Source organism: Moritella sp., assembly GCF_033791185.1.
Lineage (GTDB): Bacteria > Pseudomonadota > Gammaproteobacteria > Enterobacterales > Moritellaceae > Moritella.
Genome location: NZ_JASJHF010000069.1, coordinates 1 through 17,410 on the forward strand (window position 1 = coordinate 1; position 17,410 = coordinate 17,410).

Below are 17,410 nucleotides of genomic sequence, written 5' to 3' on the forward strand. Positions count from 1 at the left end.
ATTACTTTGACTGACTAATTTAGCGTAATCGGTTTGCCAAACCCAGCTTGATAAAATGATCATACTGACTAGATACAACCCAATTAAAAATTTTCGTGTAGTTAACATTATTCTTTAAGCTATTTACTCGGCTATGTCCTAAACTATTTCCCAAGCACTATCGTTGAGATTAGAATGTTGGTGATTGGATTATTAAAGAAAGGATTTACTTCATTATGTTAGATTCGAAGGATAAATTGATCTTAGATCTCTTGCAGCGCGATGCATCTTTGTCTATTGCTGATCTTGCTGATAAAGTTAGCTTGACGGTCTCGCCTTGTTGGAAACGGTTAAAACGGTTAGAAGATAACGGTTATATTTTACGCCGTGTGGCGTTATTGAATGAACAAAAGTTGGGATTATCTCTTACTGCATTCGTTAATATTAAAACCCAAAATCACAGTGATAGTTGGTTTAAAAAGTTTGTCGTAAGTGTTGATGCCTTTGCGGAAGTGATCGAGTTTTACCGTATGGCGGGAGAGTACGATTATATGATGAAGGTAATAGTGAAAGACATGGCGGCATTTGATGTTTTTTATAAGCGATTAGTAAATTGCGTCGACGGTCTTACTGATGTCACTTCTTCCTTTGCCATGGAAGGGTTAAAAAATACCACGCAATTACCAATCTCTTAATATCGACAAGTTACTCTTGGAGTCTGAGTAGGTCCTCTGCTATCTTTTTTGCACTATGGGGCGGTGCAAATGCCGCTACATACTGCCCTTGGGGGTTAACCAAGTACACACGTGAAGAGTGGTTAATGAGATAACTCATTCGTTGATCTTCAGGTAAAGGACTGGTGTAGGGTACGGATACATATTTACCGTTAGTTGCTATAAATGTTTTCTGATAGATAACCCCAAAACTGGCGACTAATTTATCTATCTCTGCGGTCGATCCAGTTATACCGATGAAGTCATCATTATAAAAATGCGCGTAGCTGGTTAGCATCTCATTATTATCACGTTGCGGATCAACTGAAATAAATACCACTTGTGGCATTGTTTTACCTGTATCTGCGATGATGTTTGCTACATTATTGAGATTGTAGAGTTCAGTCGGGCAGATATCAGGACAACTTGCATAACCAAAGAACACCAATGACCATTTATCTTTAAATAATGCGTTGGTGTATTCTTGATTATCTCCAAGTGAAAATGGGGGTAATGTGATAGGCTTCGGTTGCACGTAAGCGGTGGTCAACTCAGGTAGACTTGGCTGTTGCATGTTACTGGCAATCATAATGCCAATAGCACTAAGAGCAAGCATGCCCGCCACGATAATAACCTTAGATTTTTTCATCAAATAGATCCTTTATTGAAACTAGTCATGTTTCATATTTGAGTGGTCCATCTTACTGTGATCCATTTTAGTTTTGCTGTTATCACGTTTCACAGGCATTTTTGTTGTTATCTTTTCACCACTTAATAATGTGAATGATATGGTTACTTGCTCACCAGGTGCGGCTATCTTGTTTGGTTCTAATAGCATCACATGGTAACTACCAGGCTTAAATTGAAACACAGTATTGGCAGGGATGGTTATCTGCTGTTGTTTTTCCATTACCATCACGCCATCTTTTTTACTCGATAAATGTAGTTCACTATGACCAAAACCTTGCGCTTCAACATCGGTAAAGACAATTGGCTTGTCGCTGTGGTTCATCAGCGTGAAAAAAGCCGCTTGTACTTTTGCTGATGGTGGTGCTGCTCGTACCCATGAATCCATTATCATCATGTTAGTTTTTTCCGCAGCAAAGGTTGGTGCTGTAGAAAAAATAGCTGTCGCGATCAGTGTTGTAATTATTGATTTTTGCATTTTTTCATCCTGAATTAATGAGTGGTTGTGGTAAATTGAAACGGTACTAAATAAGACTGCCCTGCAACTGTGATAGTTACATCCGCTTGCCATAACATCTCACCGAATGTACAGATCGCCAGTGCGGTCTCTGCGTGGTATTTATTCGTCGCGATGGCATTCAACGCCGTAGGGAAACCGGGCATATTCATATCAACCCCGTTTATGCTAATGCTAGCATTATCAATATCATCTCCATTCAGATTGATGGATAATGGGGTCATGGGTTTTGCATTGAATGGCGTTATCGAGAGTGAAATTGTTTGTTCTGCTGTTAATTGAACCTGACATTCTTGTTGGTTCACACGGCAATCTTGCTGCACGGGTAGCTGAATACGGTTGAGCTCCTGCGGAGCTTGATAGAAAAAATTGAAATAACTGACGGCGGCGATAGAGACAATACTCACACCAGCTGTTAACCATTTAGACATGGATAAAGACTCTTATACTTGGCATTGGATCATGAAAAGAATGTTCGTTCTATAATAAAACGATTAATAACATGATATTACTTTAATTTTAGCGGCAGATAAACGGGCAATGTAATAAAACTATAGCTAGCGCTTATTTCGTAGGGGGATATTGGCGAGTGACTTAAAACCAGGTGATGCCGTTGATATAAAAATTGTCGGCATCAATCTGCATGAGGCTAGTTAGGGTTATTCTTGATTATTCTGTAGTGTGTTTGCACCAGCCCAGACGGGTAACATTGTGACGATAAGACCGTGACGTCAAGCGCTGGTTGCGGCGCATTAAACAAGCGAATGCCATTGCCGAGCAAGATTGGAATTGTGGATATAATTAATTCATCAACAAGATCTAGCCGTAACAAGGAATCAGCCAAATTAGCGCCTCCGAGTAACCAAATATTCCCTTCATCTATGGCTTTTAATTGCTTGATCGTAGCGGCTGGATCGGTAATAAAAGTGACGTTATTATTGGGGATAATATCCGGTGAGTGCGAGGCTACAAAGCATTGTTTGTTTGCATAAGGCCAATCGCCAAAGTCTTTAATTACTTGAAACGAGGTATTACCCATCATGACAGCGCTAACGCCTTCTAAGAAAGTTTGATAACCGTAATCTTCACCTTTTACATCTACATGTGAGAGCCATGATATGTCATGGTCTGCTTTTGCTATATAACCGTCTAAACTTGTCGCTATATATAAAATAACGTTCGACATAATCATCGCTCCCAGTTGAATGCAACTTAATTCATTAATATATCTAGTTCTGTTTGAGAAGGGGCAAACCAGTATGAGCCTGTTACTGCATCTGAATAATCAATCAATCGGTCCGTGACGCCGTCTGGAATTCCGTACATACGCTGTAATTGAGTCGTAAAGCGTAATTGTTCACATGCGAATGCTAAAAAGTATAGTCCGTGTTCGGATGCGTTACCATATGGTGAACTGCGGCGATATATTTTCATGCCCGATACATCGGTGCGACTGACGTGAGAATTTGCTGGCATCGCATCACCTGATAACTCGACATCGTCTTCTTTAGTTCGACCTACTACAGCTTCCTGCTCTGGTACTGGCATGGCGTTGAAGCTACTTAAGTCATGTACCCATTTTTGTGATAATACAAAACTACCGCCTGCGCCCGGCTGTCCTGCTGGGATCAGCGATGCCAATTGGCGGGCATCCTCTTTTGGATTGGCAGTGCCGTCAACAAAACCAATTAAGTCACGATTTTTATGGTATTGGAAACCAGAAATATCTAACTGGGTATCGGCAATTTTAGTCAGTGCCGATTGGATATGAAATGCTTGCTCTAAGGTATGGCTAGCATTATCACTGTGGATCCAAAACATCACATCGCCTTGCGTTGCCAGTGCTTTTTTACCGTGTGGACTAGCTATCTCACTAAAGTTTTCAAATGCGTTAAGTTGTAAATCAGGTAATAGCGTATTGGTGGCGCTACGACCAAAAGCGACAACTATGTTAATGTCATCCGCTTGTTTTTGTAATGCGCTCTGCAGTGCAGCTTGGATATTAGCTAAGTAAACATCGTCTTTAAACTTGTACTCTAAATGATGGTAACTTTGGCTTTGTTCGTTAAAAATAGCAATTTGTGGTTGGAACATGCCAACTCCTTTCAATGCCTAACCAACCTAATCACTTAGATTGGCTAGATAATATATTAATTAAATAGCGTGGGTAGCTTGAGATAACCACTGTAAATCAGAACCTGTTAACAATGGTGATAATGCGTCACGTACTTGGGCGTGATAAGCATTGATCCAGTTTACTTCGTCTTGAGAGAGTAGTTGTTGATCTATTAGATGCAAATCAAAAGGAACCAAGGTTAAGGTTTCAAATTCGTAGAATGTCTTACCGTCATGGCCGGTATCTTTCGCCACAACATAAATCAGATTCTCACAGCGAATGCCGTATTCATCTTGTTTGTAATAGCCTGGTTCATTAGATACCACCATACCCGGTAATAACGCTACGCCATTTGAGTTTTTGCCGATGCGATGTGGACCTTCGTGAACGTTAAGGAAACAACCTACGCCATGGCCTGTGCCGTGGTCGTAATCATAACCTTGCTGCCATAAGAACTGACGCGCTAATGAATCAAGTTGACCACCACTGGTTCCTGCTGGGAACTTCATCCGTGCTAAGGCGATATGGCCTTTTAATACTAAGGTGAACATCTTTTTGTGTTCAGCGCTCGGCGTGCCAATGGCGACTGTTCGAGTGATATCGGTTGTACCATCAAGATATTGTGCACCTGAGTCAACGAGGTAGATACTATCCATTGGCAATTGTGCTGGTATACCGTTGTTATGATTGTAGTGACACATAGCGGCATTTGCCCCCGCGGCTGAAATAGTATCAAAACTTAATTCTACATAAAGATCGTTCGATGCGCGGAAAGCCGTTAGTTTGTCAGCAAGGAAGCCTTCATCATGCAGATTACCTGCTGCAACTTCTTGCTCTAACCAGTTAAGGAAACGTACTTCTGAAGCGCCATCGCGAACATGTGACGCGCGCATACCTGACAGCTCAACCGTATTTTTACAGGCTTTTGGTAATGCCACTGGATCATTACCTGCAATAAGCGTCGCTCCGGCTTGCTGTGCTGTTAACTGACTAAAGGCATTTGATGCTTCTGGATCGGCTAATACATGTAACTGTTGTTCACCAAGCGCTTGGTAAGTCGCAGTCGCTTGAGTCTCATCGACAATTTTAACTCCTGCGCCTACGTGCTGGTGGAAACCCGCAGGGATCTTGGCTAGATTAGTGAAGAATGTCATTGAACCATCGCTACGTAATACCGCACAGCCTAAGATAACGCAGAAGCAATGAATGTCTTTACCACGAATATTCAATAACCACGCGATAGAATCTAAGGCACTAATAATAACGGCATCAGCCCCTTGCTTGGCGATATCTGCACCGATTTGTTGGCGTTTTTCTAGGCTTGATTGACCTGTGTATTTTTCATCAAGTAATAAACCGAGGTTTTCAGTCGGGGTTGGTCTATCTGCCCAGCTTAAATCAACCGGGTTTTGGTCAATCGCAACTAAATTAATCTGTTTTGCTGCTAAGGTTTTTTTACTGGCATTATGCCAATTTAAGTTATGTACTTTAGCGTCATAACCAACATTAGCATTTGCAGGTAATTGTTCACTTAACCAAGCAACATGTGGTGTTTCGATAAGATGATAAAATTCAAAGTAATCGCCGCTTACTTGTTGTTTTACCTGGATGGTATAACGACCATCGGTAAATATAGCTGCGCGATCTTTTAAAATAATAACGGTACCAGCAGATCCGGTAAAGTTACTGCACCATAATAGACGTTCATTATGTGCTGGCACATATTCGCCAAGGTACTCGTCTGCTCGAGGTATGATGAATGCGTCTAAGTTCGCTGCATCCATATGCGCACGTATTGCTGCTAATTTCTGTTCTATTGCTTGAGGCATCTTGCTGTCCGGTTTGTCATGTTACCTGACGCTATGTTCTGCGTTTTATAGGATCATGTTCAGGTTATAGAAAGAGAGTAGTGAAACATTAACCTGTTAGCCTTTAGATATGCAAGAGGAGGTCATAGGGATTGTGATATTTTCAGTAATTAAATCGTGATTAAGTCACTATTTACTGCTTAATTTGATGTTGCTGGTGGCTGAAGTGAATCATCAGCCACCAATTTAGCAGGTTAAGAGCATCGCTATTACTTGGCTGTCGCGATACGACGTTTGTTACGCCAGTTGATTTGTTGGATCACCAGTCCGACGATAATTGTCACTAAGCCGATAAAGGTTGAGGGATGGATCTCTTCACCAACAATCACGCTGAGTAGGAATAGTGAGATAAACGGTGAAATGAAAATTAGGTTGCTGACTTGCGCGGTATTCGTCGCTAACTTAATCGCCATTAACCATAATACAAATGAAATACCCATCTCAAATAAACCGATGTAAATAGCCCCTAAAATACCTTCTACAGAGTTGAAATTAAAATCAGAAAGCAACGCGGTAGCGATGAGGGTAAAGGGCAGACTTAATAAAAAACCCAGTAATAAACTAACAATCGGATCATTATTATTCTTGGCATTAATGATCCAATAACTTGCCCAAATGATGGTACTGGCTAAAGCAAACGCCACCCCAAGTGGGCTCTCAAAATTAAGCCCTAACAAATCCCCTTTGGTCGCAATCACTAAGGCGCCGGTATAACTGAATAAGATCGCCACCCAGTCTTTTTTACGGATCTTTTGTCCGAGGAAAGGTACAGATAATAATGTCAGCGTGATTGCCCAAGTGTAATTGAGCGCCTGTGCTTGTGAGGCCGGTAATAAGTCATAGGCTTTAAATAACACCAAGTAATACAGGAACGGATTAATGACTCCGAGTGTTAAGTAAAATAGTGGCTGCTTAACGAAATATTGTTTAAGTAGATGTAATTTTTTCTGTTGAAAGGCGATCCCAGTAAGTAACACGATACTGGTCAGAGAGGCAATCAATACCATCTGAATTGGTTCGAAGTGACTGAGGGTAATTTTAAATGCGGAAGCCACGGTGGACCAGAGTAATACGGTGATCAAACCGAACAGCATGGCTTTTTTTTGATTTTTCATGAGTACCAATTTCGAGGGGAGATAAATGCGTGTTAGCAGTGTAATCGGCAAATTTATTCAGATCTAGTGTTTCATGCGGGATTACTTATATTCAAACTCTTGCATGAGAGGCTCAAAGTGATAAAACACGTTTAAGCCACTCATTCAAAAGCTAAAAGAGTGATATCAAAAAGCGTATTCTTCGGCCACTTCTGTCAGTTTGTCTGCCACCGCTAATAAGTTATGCGCCGATTGCGTAGCCCCTGTAGCGACTGAGCGGGCTGAATCTGCCCCTGCGGACACATTACTCACATTGCGTTCCATTTCTTCTGCAGCAAGGCTTTGTTCTTCAATAGCGCTGGCAATTTGGTTGTTAATAGACACAATCTTATCGACGGATAAGGTAATGGCTTCAAACGTATTTGAGGCTTCTTTAGCTTGCATTACACCCATGTTGGCTTGCTCTCTACCTGTCGCCATTACTTTCACAGATTCTTTTGCGCCAGATTGCACACGCTCAATCATGACTTGGATCTCATTGGTAGATTGCTGAGTTCTGCTTGCGAGTGTTCTGACTTCATCGGCGACGACAGCAAAACCACGACCTTGCTCTCCAGCTCGAGCTGCTTCAATGGCGGCGTTGAGGGCTAACAAGTTAGTTTGTTCGGCAATACCCTTAATTACTTCTACGACACCGCCAATATCGGCGCAATGACTTTCTAGTTTTTGAATGGTCTCACTTGATGTTTCGACTTCGGAAGCAATCGCGTTAATGGCGATAATGGTTTGATCAACAACTTGTTTTCCCTCTAATACGGCTTGCTCTGCATCTCGCGTTGCCCCTGTGGCATCATTGGCATTAACCGCCATGTCTGTTGATGTCGTGGCCATGAGTTTGATCGCAGCGGCAATTTGATGAGTTTCAGTTTGTTGTGCAGTGATGGTTGTTTCTGCAGAGTTGGTTTTATCTGTAATGTCCTGTACTGAGCTGTGTACGTCTACAGCACTACTGTTAAGTTGTTTGACTAATTTACGCATACCATCAATGGTGCTATTGAAGTACTGAGCAATAATAGCCAGTTCGTCATTACTAATAATTTTCACATTTTGGGATAAATCACCATTTGATACATTTAGTGCTACTTGGCTAATATTGTGAATAGTTTCTGTCAGTGAGATGTAAATACTTAATAAGATCACCATGCAAACAACGAATAGGATAATTAGCACAGTGTAAAAAATATTTAGCTCATTATTTTTTTCACTGAGTCTAACCGTTATTTCATTGCCTAGGGTATTAAAGGCGGTTTGATATAGATTATTGGTTTTTATACGCAGATCTTCACCTAAACGATACAGGGTGTTCGGATCAATTTTAATCTCAGCTGATACGGTATTAATTAGCTGACGGTCGAGTATGTCTTCCAGTGCTAACATAGTCGTTTTTATCTGTTCGAGTGGTGTCGTTAGCGTATTACGATACGCGGGAGTAATACTGACTAATGCTTGAACATCATCCTCAGTGGCAGAAAAAATTATTCTTAATTGATCAATTCGGCGACTTAAGTCATTAAAACTGGTGGCTGTGAATTCAGCAAATGCAGCTGTTTCTGCCGCTTTATCTGTTACTTGATAAGTAAAGTCGAGCAATCTAGGTAGCTGGGTTTGCGTCAAATTAATGAGGTAATAGCTGCTAAGGTGTGAATCAAATAATAGCTTACTTTCGCTGTTGATTTCACGCGTACCAATACGCAAGTTTTCTAGCATTAAATCGATAGCGTAAAAGATCTCTTCCGGTAATAAAAAATCACTGTCCGCTTTTAATTGTTGCCAGTCGGCGGTTATTTTATCAAACGCGGAGAGCTGTGAACCTGTCGCGGTAGTATAAGCGCGGTAATATTGATTAAAGGTATTTTCTGCGAGGGTTTGCGCTTGGGCTATGTTTTCATCACCAGGCTCGAGCTCTGCGACTTCTAGGCTTAATAAATGGCGATATTCAATAAATTTATTTGCGACTTCTGGTAAGGCTTGGAGTAATTCGTAACCTTGTAATTCGGATTCTGCAAAAGCGATATCTTTTTGTGTTTGCGAAATAATTGTAGAGGAGAAAAATACAATTGGTGTAGCAAGTAATAAGATAACTAAACCAAATTTTTTCTGGAATGATAACCGGCTAATCAGGTAAGTGATTGGCTGCAATAATGTGCCCATAAAAATATCCTTATCAATATGGTTAGGCGTCGCTAGCGTCGAAGTATGGGTAAGTGCCTAATGCTAAGGCATCAATAATATAACTAGTTGTTGCTTCAATGTTAAGTATTTTAATTGTGCATTTAACAACTAAACAGGTGTTTCGTGATCTACACAGGTAGTTCGAAGAGATTGTTGAAATTAAAGGAGGGGGAATTGATGTGCATATCAATCATATGCACATCAGAATAAGCACTCAATTTAGCGCATTGTTACAAATTCTTCCGAGCCGGTTGGATGGATAGCCACAACGCTATCGAAATCTGCTTTGGTTGCGCCCATCTTCATCGCAACACCAAAACCTTGGATCATTTCGTCCACAGCAAAACCAATACCGTGTAGACCGACAACCGTTTCTTCTTCACCAGCACAAACCAGTTTCATTTTACAAGGTTGGCGGTTTGACGTGATCGCTGTATACATAGCAGTAAAGCCAGATTGGTATACTTTTACGTTTTCTTCGCCGTATTGCGCAATTGCTTCTGGTTCTGTTAAACCGATAGTGCCAATTGGTGGGTGGCTAAATACGACCGTTGGGATCAGTTTATAATCCATCTTCGCGGTTGTTTTACCGTTAAATAAGCGTTCTGATAGTTGACGACCTGCTTTAACTGCAACTGGAGTCAGCTCAACACCGCCTTCCATGATGTCACCTACACAGTAGATACCATCAACATTGGTATTTTGGTATTCATCTACTTTGATATAACCGCGGTCATTAGTTTCAACACCGGTAGCAGCAAGGTTAATTTTGTCTGTCGAAGGATGACGGCCAATAGCCCAGATTAGCGTATCAACATTTTTCGATTCGCCATTCTCAAGGTGTAACGTAATTGAACCATCCGCTTCTTTTACTACTTCTTTTGGTACTGAGTTAGTGTGTAATGTTGGACCTTCGGTATTCATCACATCTACCAGCGTATCAATCACCATAGGATCAAAGCTACGTAGTGGTGATTCTTTACGCACGAACAGGTGTGTTTCAGTGCCTAGACCGTGTAATACACCTGCTAACTCAACGGCAATGTAACCGGCGCCGATAACAGCAACGCGTTTTGGTTGTTCAGTCAATTCAAAGAATCCATTTGAATCGATGCCGTGTTCTGCACCAGGTACATTTGGAATTGTTGGTGCGCCACCTGTTGCAATCAAGATATGATCGGCCGTGTATGTTTCACCGTTTACTTTGACTGTGTTTTTATCTTCAAAAGTAGCGAAACCTTTGATCACGGTAACCTTGTTATTACCAAGCACATTGTCATAAGAAGTATGAATACGGCTAATATACGCTTCACGTGCTGCTACTAATTTACCCCAATCAAGGCCTTTGTTTTCTACATCAAAGCCATAGTCTTTTGCATAAAGGTGCATTGCTTCTGCGATTTGAGCGCCATGCCACATTACTTTCTTAGGTACGCAGCCAACATTAACGCAAGTGCCACCCAATGCATTCGCTTCGATAATAGCCACTTTTTTACCGTACATTGACGCTCTGTTCGCCGATGCAATACCGCCGCTACCACCACCAATTGCAATATAATCAAAATGCTGTGACATATTTTTATAGTCCTTAATTGAGAGGATGAACTTATTATATGACTAAGTTCATCACCTTGTTTTGTAATAGAGTTAATTACACAGTTTAAACTGAATTGATAGATATTATTAGTAGGTAAAGCCATTCACTACCATTACTTTTACCTATCAATGCTAAATTGTATACGCGAAGCGCGTCTCGATATTTACTCGCTATACTTGAAATTATCATTTTATAGCCGCATTAACTAATTAATATCATTATAAATAGGATGACTCTATGACTAACCCACTTTTGACTATGACAGGTTTACCGCCGTTTTCGAGTATTAAACCCGAACATATTGTGCCAGCAGTAACTCAGGGCATCCAAGACTGCGAAGCGGTTATTGAGAATGTATTAGCAAATACAGCGGCTGTGACTTGGGCTAATTTAGTTGCACCTTTAGAAGAAAGTGAAGATCGGTTAGGACGCATTTGGTCGCCTATAGGTCACTTGAACGCTGTTGTGAGTAGTGATGACCTACGTGAAGCGCATGATGCTTGCTTGCCATTATTATCGGAATACCAGACTAAAGTCGGCCAAAACCAGCAATTGTTCTTAGCGTATCAGCGTTTGCATGACAGCAGTGAGTTTGTAACGCTATCAACAGCACAGCAAAAAGTGATCACCAATGCACTACGTGATTTTAGATTATCAGGTATTGATTTAGTCGATGCTGATAAGTTGCGTTATGGTGAAATATCGAAACGCTTATCACAATTGACATCTACATTTAGCAACAACGTGATGGACGCAACATTAGGTTGGCAGAAAGAGATCACCGACGAAGCACTATTGATTGGGTTACCTAAATCAGCTAAAGCGGCAGCGAAAGCAACCGCAGAAAGTAAATCATTAACGGGTTACTTATTTACCTTAGATTTCCCTAGTTACTTACCTGTGATGATGTATTCTGAAAATAGAGAGTTACGTCGTGAAGTATATGAAGCTTTCTGTACTCGGGCGTCAGATGTAGGGCCAAATGCGGGAAAATGGGATAATTCGGCGATCATGGACGAAATCATCGCCTTACGTCATGAGCTTGCTGAGTTATTAGGTTTTGCTAATTTTGCAGAAAAATCATTAGCGACAAAAATGGCTGAAACGACAGATCAAGTCATCGACTTTTTAACTGATCTTGCCGATAAATCAGTTGCACAAGGCGACGTGGAATTAGCCGAAATTCAAGCCTTCGCTAAAGATAACTTTATGGCGCAAAAGTTAGAAGCATGGGACCTGACCTTTTATGCTGAAAAATTAAAGCAGGCAAAATACACTATTTCAGATGAAGAGCTGCGCCCATACTTTCCTGAAGACCGTGTAGTCAAAGGCATGTTCGAAGTGGTTAAGCGTTTATTTGGGCTTAACATTATCGAAGAACTGGGTGCCGAATCTTGGCATGATGATGTGCGTTTCTTCGAAATCTTTGATGAAGCAGGCGAATTACGCGGGAGTTTTTATCTAGATCTGTACGCTCGTGAACATAAACGTGGTGGCGCTTGGATGAACGATTGCTTAACGCATCGTATTAAAGCTAATGGCGAACTACAAAAACCGGTCGCTTACTTAACGTGTAACTTTAATAAACCAGTTGGGGATACGCCAGCGTTATTTACCCATAATGAAGTGACAACGTTATTCCATGAGTTTGGTCATGGCCTACACCACATGTTAACAAAAGTCATTCCTGCTGCGGTATCGGGTATTAATGGCGTGCCTTGGGATGCAGTTGAACTACCAAGTCAGTTCATGGAAAACTGGTGCTGGCAAGAAGAAGCACTAGCATTTATCTCCGGACATCATGAAACGGGTGAACCATTACCCCAAGCGATGTTAGATAAACTACTTGCCGCTAAAAACTTCAACTCGGCAATGGGGATGCTTCGTCAAATTGAGTTTGGTCTATTCGATTTCCGTATGCACATGGAATATAACCCAGCACAAGGTTCGAATATCCAATCAGTATTAAACTCGGTAAGAGAAAAGGTATCAGTGCTACCAACACCAGAATTTAATCGTTTCCAAAATGGCTTTTCGCATATTTTTGCTGGTGGTTATGCGGCGGGTTATTACAGCTATAAATGGGCTGAAGTTCTTTCAGCGGATGCATTTTCGCGTTTTGAAGAGGAAGGTATTTTTAACGCTGATACTGGCCGTGACTTTATGAGTTGTGTGCTAGAGCGTGGCGGTAGCGATACCCCTATGGCGCTATTCGAGCAGTTCCGTGGGCGTAAACCAAGTACTTACGCGTTATTAAATCATTCAGGTATTCGTTAATACAATCGATAACTTGCTAGAACAGATAGATTGTAGCGCTTATCGTTCGGTTTTGATTTTAAAATAGTGGTAAATTGTGTATTATCTTGGCGTGATATTTACCACTTTATTTTTAGTGCTAAAGTATTACCATGGTTTTAAATAAGCTATGGTAATAATGGACAGGATATCAATCTACTGCAGCTAAACTAATCGAATTTGTGGACAAGGATGTATGATTGATACACTCACACCGAGTAATATAAACATTGATGCTATTTCATTGTTGGACGCTAATTATCTAGATCAGTTTTTGCTTAATCTAGCCAGCTTATTGCGCGTTGATACTATGTATGTCGCGACTGTTTGCCCTCAAACTTTTGACTTATCTATCTTATCCTGTCTGCAACAAGGCGTTCTTGGAACCGATGCTGTTATCGATTTTAAATCTATGCCTTGCTTTGCGGCTTACCAACGTGGTTATGCGGAATATGAACAAGGGCTTGCGTCTCGATTTCCAGAACAAGCACAATTAAAAGAGTGGCAAGCAGAAGCTTATTTAGGCATCCGCCTTAATGATTCACATGGTAGACCTATCGGTATTTTGTCTGCATTTTTCCCTCGTCAACTTTCTAAACATAAACTCGAATTAAATTTAATCCGTCTTGTTGCTGGTTTCTTAGAAAGAGAGCTCCAACCTAAACAAGTTGCAATGCTACCTGTTACTTCTATTCCTACGGAGTTGAGTGCTTATACGTTGTGGTTGGAAGATAATATCGCCAAAGGTCGATTAAGTAGCTGGAGCTATTTTTTAGAACCGGAACGATTGGAATGCGCTGACTCTGCAGCAAGTATTATTGAAACGGATAATGTAAAAAAAATTAACCAACTTGATGCATTATTAGCGTTAGTCGATAACGCCGATAAGCGGAGTGTATTGCGTGATTTTCAGTGTGCCTTTAGCTCAGACTCAACAGCGTCGATACGCAGTATTTTTAATATCACCACATTACAGGGTAAATCAAAGCGTATCCAAAGTGATATCTACCCTATCCTTGATGAGCAAGGGCAAGTATACCGTCTCGATTGCATCAGTAAGGATGTTACAGCTGAAGAACTAACCAAGCAAAGAGCCTCTGCGCAAGAGCGTATTCTTGAAACTGTTTTAGCCACAACACCCATTGGCCTAGTTAAACTTAATGCTAATCGTGAAATAAAGTGGGTAAATAGGCAGGCATGTAAAATGTTTGGTTATAAATTGGAAGATTTTCATCGCTTACGTGAACAAGGTACGCTGAATAGTCGTAGCCTAAACTTATATTTTGATGAAGATAAAGAACAGTTTGAAGAATACTACCAAGATATGTACGCCAATAAGCGTAATAACTTTGCTCTTAATACCCGCTATCGTAAAAGTGATGGCAGTATTTTATGGACAAAGTTAACGGTTACAGCGGTTCGAGATGACACGAGTAAAGTACAATATTTTATTAATACGATTCAAGATCTTACGGAAGAGAAAGATAATAGACAACGGTTGTCTATTATTGAAAGTGTATACAAGCATAGTGCCGAAGGCATTATGTTGTGTGACGCTAATGAAAAAATTATCGATGTAAACCCAGCATTTGAAACAATCACCGGTTATAAAGCCGAAGATGCAATAGGGCGTACACACGACTTGCTACGTTCAGGCGTCCATGATGAGCAATTCTATAATGATATTTCTGATGCATTATTAAAGTACAATGAATGGAAAGGTATTATTTGGAGTCGTAACCGTGCTGGAGAGATATTTGCACAGCAAGTGACGCTGTCGAGCCTTAAAGAAAACGGTAAACTTAAATATTTTTTTGCAGTTTTTAGCGATGTCACAGAAGAAAAGAAAACAGAACAGCAAATTATCACGCAATCGAATTATGACCGATTGACTGGTTTACCTAATCGTCAATATTTTAGTGCTGAAATGCGTCAAGTTATCGATAAATCAGCTAAAAACGACAAGAAGTTTGCCATACTCTACATTGACATTGATGATTTTAAATCAGTGAATAATTCTGAAGACTTTATGGCGGGAGACCGTTTATTAAAAGAGACGACAGAACGTTTGAAATATCGCAGTAGAGAAAACGATTTCTTGGCTCGAATTGATGGTGATGAATTCGCATTTATTATTCCAGAAGTGGTTAATAAGCGCCAAGCCGAAGTTTACGCGAAACAGTTACAAGGTGTGTTTGCACAAGCCTACAAATTATCAAATCAGCAGCGTTATGTGACAGCATCTGTTGGTATTACTATGTATCCAGAAGATGGTGTCTCCGTTGAAGCGCTAATGCAAAGCGCAGAGCAAGCCATATTTGAAGCCAAGCGTAAAGGTCGCAATCAATGCGTCACTTTTACACAAGAATTAAGCGATGCTGCAATCCTAAAGCATCAAACTGTTGTCGAACTAGCTGAAGCTATAAAACGTGGTAGTTTGGATGTGTATTATCAACCTATTGTTGATAACACCACAGGTAAAGTTGATAAGTTAGAAGCGCTTGTGCGTTGGAATCATCAGGATCGCGGTTTTATTTCACCTGCCGAGTTTATTCCACTAGCTGAAGAGGGTGGGCTTATTCAAGGCCTAGGTGAATATGTTTTAGATCAGGCATGCTGTGATTTAAAAATATTACATGAAGCTGGTTTCCCCTATATTGAAATGAGTGTTAACCGTTCAAGCATCGAATTTAAGACGGTTGATATGCAAGCATCAGAATGGCTAAAAGTGATCTCTTCGCACAATTTGCCTTATGGCTCAATAACCATGGAGATCACTGAAAGTTTATTGATGGATATGGACGGTCAGTATATGCAACGTATTAATGCACTAAAGCAAGCGGGTGTTAAAATTGCGATTGATGATTTTGGTACGGGTTATTCATCATTAAACTATTTGCGTAGTTTACCAGCGGATATTGTTAAAATTGACCGTAGCTTTATTATTAATATTCCAGAGAACCAGCAGGATAATTTATTGTTAGATGGCATTATTACGATTGTTCATAACTTGGGGATGAAAGTGGTAACCGAAGGCGTTGAAACGCACGCGCAACTGAGTTATTTACAAGAGAAACAGTGCGATTATTCACAAGGCTTCTTGTTATGCCGTCCTATACCCCTGCATGAGCTATTAGAGTTTATCACTCAAAATGAAAGCGTTTTTTAAATTACGTTCTCTATCTTCATTTAATCATCAACTGAATTTAGGTTGTATTCGTATTTTTTGCTAATATAGGCATTCTAATTCGAATAATTAAACCTAACCTTGTCAGGCCTACATGAACAGCATACAAATAATCACAACAGATTTACTTTTCTCTGATCACATTGCGGCACTTGCTAAACAGTGGGGTTTTTCTCTTGAGCCTGTGACTGATGCGCAATTCCAATTGCTATATTCTGATAAGGGACTTGAACTATTTAAACTTGATGAACCCAAATTAGGCGCTGTGTATGTTGATTTTGCTGGGGGCGCTGTAAATCATCGTCGTAAATTTGGAGGTGGTAAAGGACAAGCTATTGCAAAAGCGGTGGGTTTAAAATCAGGAGTTACACCATCAGTGCTTGATGGTACGGCAGGTTTAGGACGTGATGCATTTGTATTGGCATCATTAGGCTGTAACGTAACAATGTTGGAACGTTCACCTATAGTTGCTGCATTACTTGAAGATGGCTTAAAGCGAGCGGAACAAGATGAAGAGATAGGTAGCTGGATAGCGACGCGATTAAAGTTGGTATTTGCATCAAGCTTATCTGAGCTCGAACAGTTAGGTATTTCACCAGATGTGGTTTATCTCGATCCTATGTACCCACATAAGAAGAAATCGGCACTAGTGAAAAAAGAAATGCGTGTATTTCAATCATTAGTTGGCGCGGATTTAGATGCTGATGGTTTGTTTGAGCCAGCAATGCGGGTTGCGACTAAGCGTGTAGTGGTTAAACGCCCTGATTACGCAGAGTATATAGCGAACGCAGAACCGAGTATGGCGATTGAAACAAAGAAAAATCGTTTTGATGTTTATGTCAAACAGGCGATGAAGTAATTTAATTGGTTTATGTTAATAGTTATTAATAGCGGATAGATATTTTATCTTAATATAATATATGGAATCAGGCTCAAAGTTTTTAATTTTTAGCTGTGTTAACTTGGCGACCCAAATGGGCCTAACTATAAACGAGGGATAGTTGTGCTACTTGAACTAGATAATATTGAGAATGAATTGACAAATTCATACACGTTTTCAGATGAAGACCACCGTCTTTTAAGATCTTATGATGGTGTGATAGACGGTATTGCTACTTTATTTGG

The 17,410-nt window shown here is 40.5% G+C and carries 13 protein-coding genes; 4 read left to right on the forward strand and 9 right to left on the reverse strand.

Going from position 1 to position 17,410, the window contains the following annotated elements:
• Positions 1-215: 215 nt before the first annotated feature.
• Positions 216-674: an Lrp/AsnC family transcriptional regulator gene (locus QNK26_RS04145; RefSeq protein WP_319220996.1), complete on the forward strand. Its 459-nt coding sequence runs from the start codon at positions 216-218 to the stop codon at positions 672-674.
• 10 nt (positions 675-684) lie between these two features.
• On the opposite strand, the gene QNK26_RS04150 is transcribed toward QNK26_RS04145, so the two are convergent.
• The 9 genes from QNK26_RS04150 to gorA all read right to left on the reverse strand — a co-directional run bounded on the left by QNK26_RS04150 (position 685) and on the right by gorA (position 10,781).
• Entirely contained in the window at positions 685-1,341 is a 657-nt protein-coding gene (locus tag QNK26_RS04150) for an SCO family protein (protein WP_319220997.1), read from the reverse strand.
• A gap of 21 nt (positions 1,342-1,362) precedes the next feature.
• Positions 1,363-1,857 (reverse strand): copper chaperone PCu(A)C, encoded by a 495-nt coding sequence (locus QNK26_RS04155; RefSeq protein WP_319220998.1) that lies wholly within the window; start codon positions 1,855-1,857, stop codon positions 1,363-1,365.
• A 14-nt stretch (positions 1,858-1,871) separates the two neighbouring features.
• A complete protein-coding gene (locus tag QNK26_RS04160; protein ID WP_319220999.1) occupies positions 1,872-2,327 on the reverse strand; it encodes a hypothetical protein in 456 nt (151 codons plus the stop codon).
• 218 nt (positions 2,328-2,545) lie between these two features.
• The gene (locus QNK26_RS04165) at positions 2,546-3,082 is read right to left on the reverse strand and encodes a dihydrofolate reductase family protein (protein WP_319221000.1); all 537 of its coding nucleotides are present in this window, start codon (positions 3,080-3,082) and stop codon (positions 2,546-2,548) included.
• A gap of 26 nt (positions 3,083-3,108) precedes the next feature.
• Positions 3,109-3,990: a Dyp-type peroxidase gene (locus tag QNK26_RS04170; protein WP_319221001.1), complete on the reverse strand. Its 882-nt coding sequence runs from the start codon at positions 3,988-3,990 to the stop codon at positions 3,109-3,111.
• Positions 3,991-4,050: 60 nt separating this feature from the next.
• Positions 4,051-5,841 carry an aminopeptidase P family protein gene (locus QNK26_RS04175; RefSeq protein ID WP_319221002.1) on the reverse strand — a complete coding sequence of 597 codons (1,791 nt, stop codon included), beginning with the start codon at positions 5,839-5,841 and terminating at the stop codon, positions 4,051-4,053.
• 248 nt (positions 5,842-6,089) lie between these two features.
• Positions 6,090-6,995: a DMT family transporter gene (locus QNK26_RS04180; protein ID WP_319221003.1), complete on the reverse strand. Its 906-nt coding sequence runs from the start codon at positions 6,993-6,995 to the stop codon at positions 6,090-6,092.
• 165 nt (positions 6,996-7,160) lie between these two features.
• Positions 7,161-9,185: a methyl-accepting chemotaxis protein gene (locus tag QNK26_RS04185; RefSeq protein WP_319221004.1), complete on the reverse strand. Its 2,025-nt coding sequence runs from the start codon at positions 9,183-9,185 to the stop codon at positions 7,161-7,163.
• Positions 9,186-9,425: 240 nt separating this feature from the next.
• Entirely contained in the window at positions 9,426-10,781 is a 1,356-nt protein-coding gene (gorA, locus tag QNK26_RS04190) for a glutathione-disulfide reductase (protein ID WP_319221005.1), read from the reverse strand.
• A gap of 259 nt (positions 10,782-11,040) precedes the next feature.
• Between gorA and prlC the strand changes: the two genes are divergently transcribed.
• The 3 genes from prlC (at position 11,041) to QNK26_RS04205 (ending at position 17,144) form a co-directional block, all read left to right on the forward strand.
• Positions 11,041-13,080, forward strand: coding sequence for an oligopeptidase A (gene prlC, locus QNK26_RS04195; protein WP_319221006.1), 2,040 nt, complete (start codon positions 11,041-11,043; stop codon positions 13,078-13,080).
• Positions 13,081-13,294: 214 nt separating this feature from the next.
• Positions 13,295-16,267, forward strand: a complete 2,973-nt coding sequence (locus QNK26_RS04200; RefSeq protein WP_319221007.1) for an EAL domain-containing protein — start codon at positions 13,295-13,297, stop codon at positions 16,265-16,267.
• 112 nt (positions 16,268-16,379) lie between these two features.
• The gene (locus QNK26_RS04205) at positions 16,380-17,144 is read left to right on the forward strand and encodes a class I SAM-dependent methyltransferase (RefSeq protein ID WP_319221008.1); all 765 of its coding nucleotides are present in this window, start codon (positions 16,380-16,382) and stop codon (positions 17,142-17,144) included.
• The last annotated feature ends 266 nt before the right edge of the window (positions 17,145-17,410 follow it).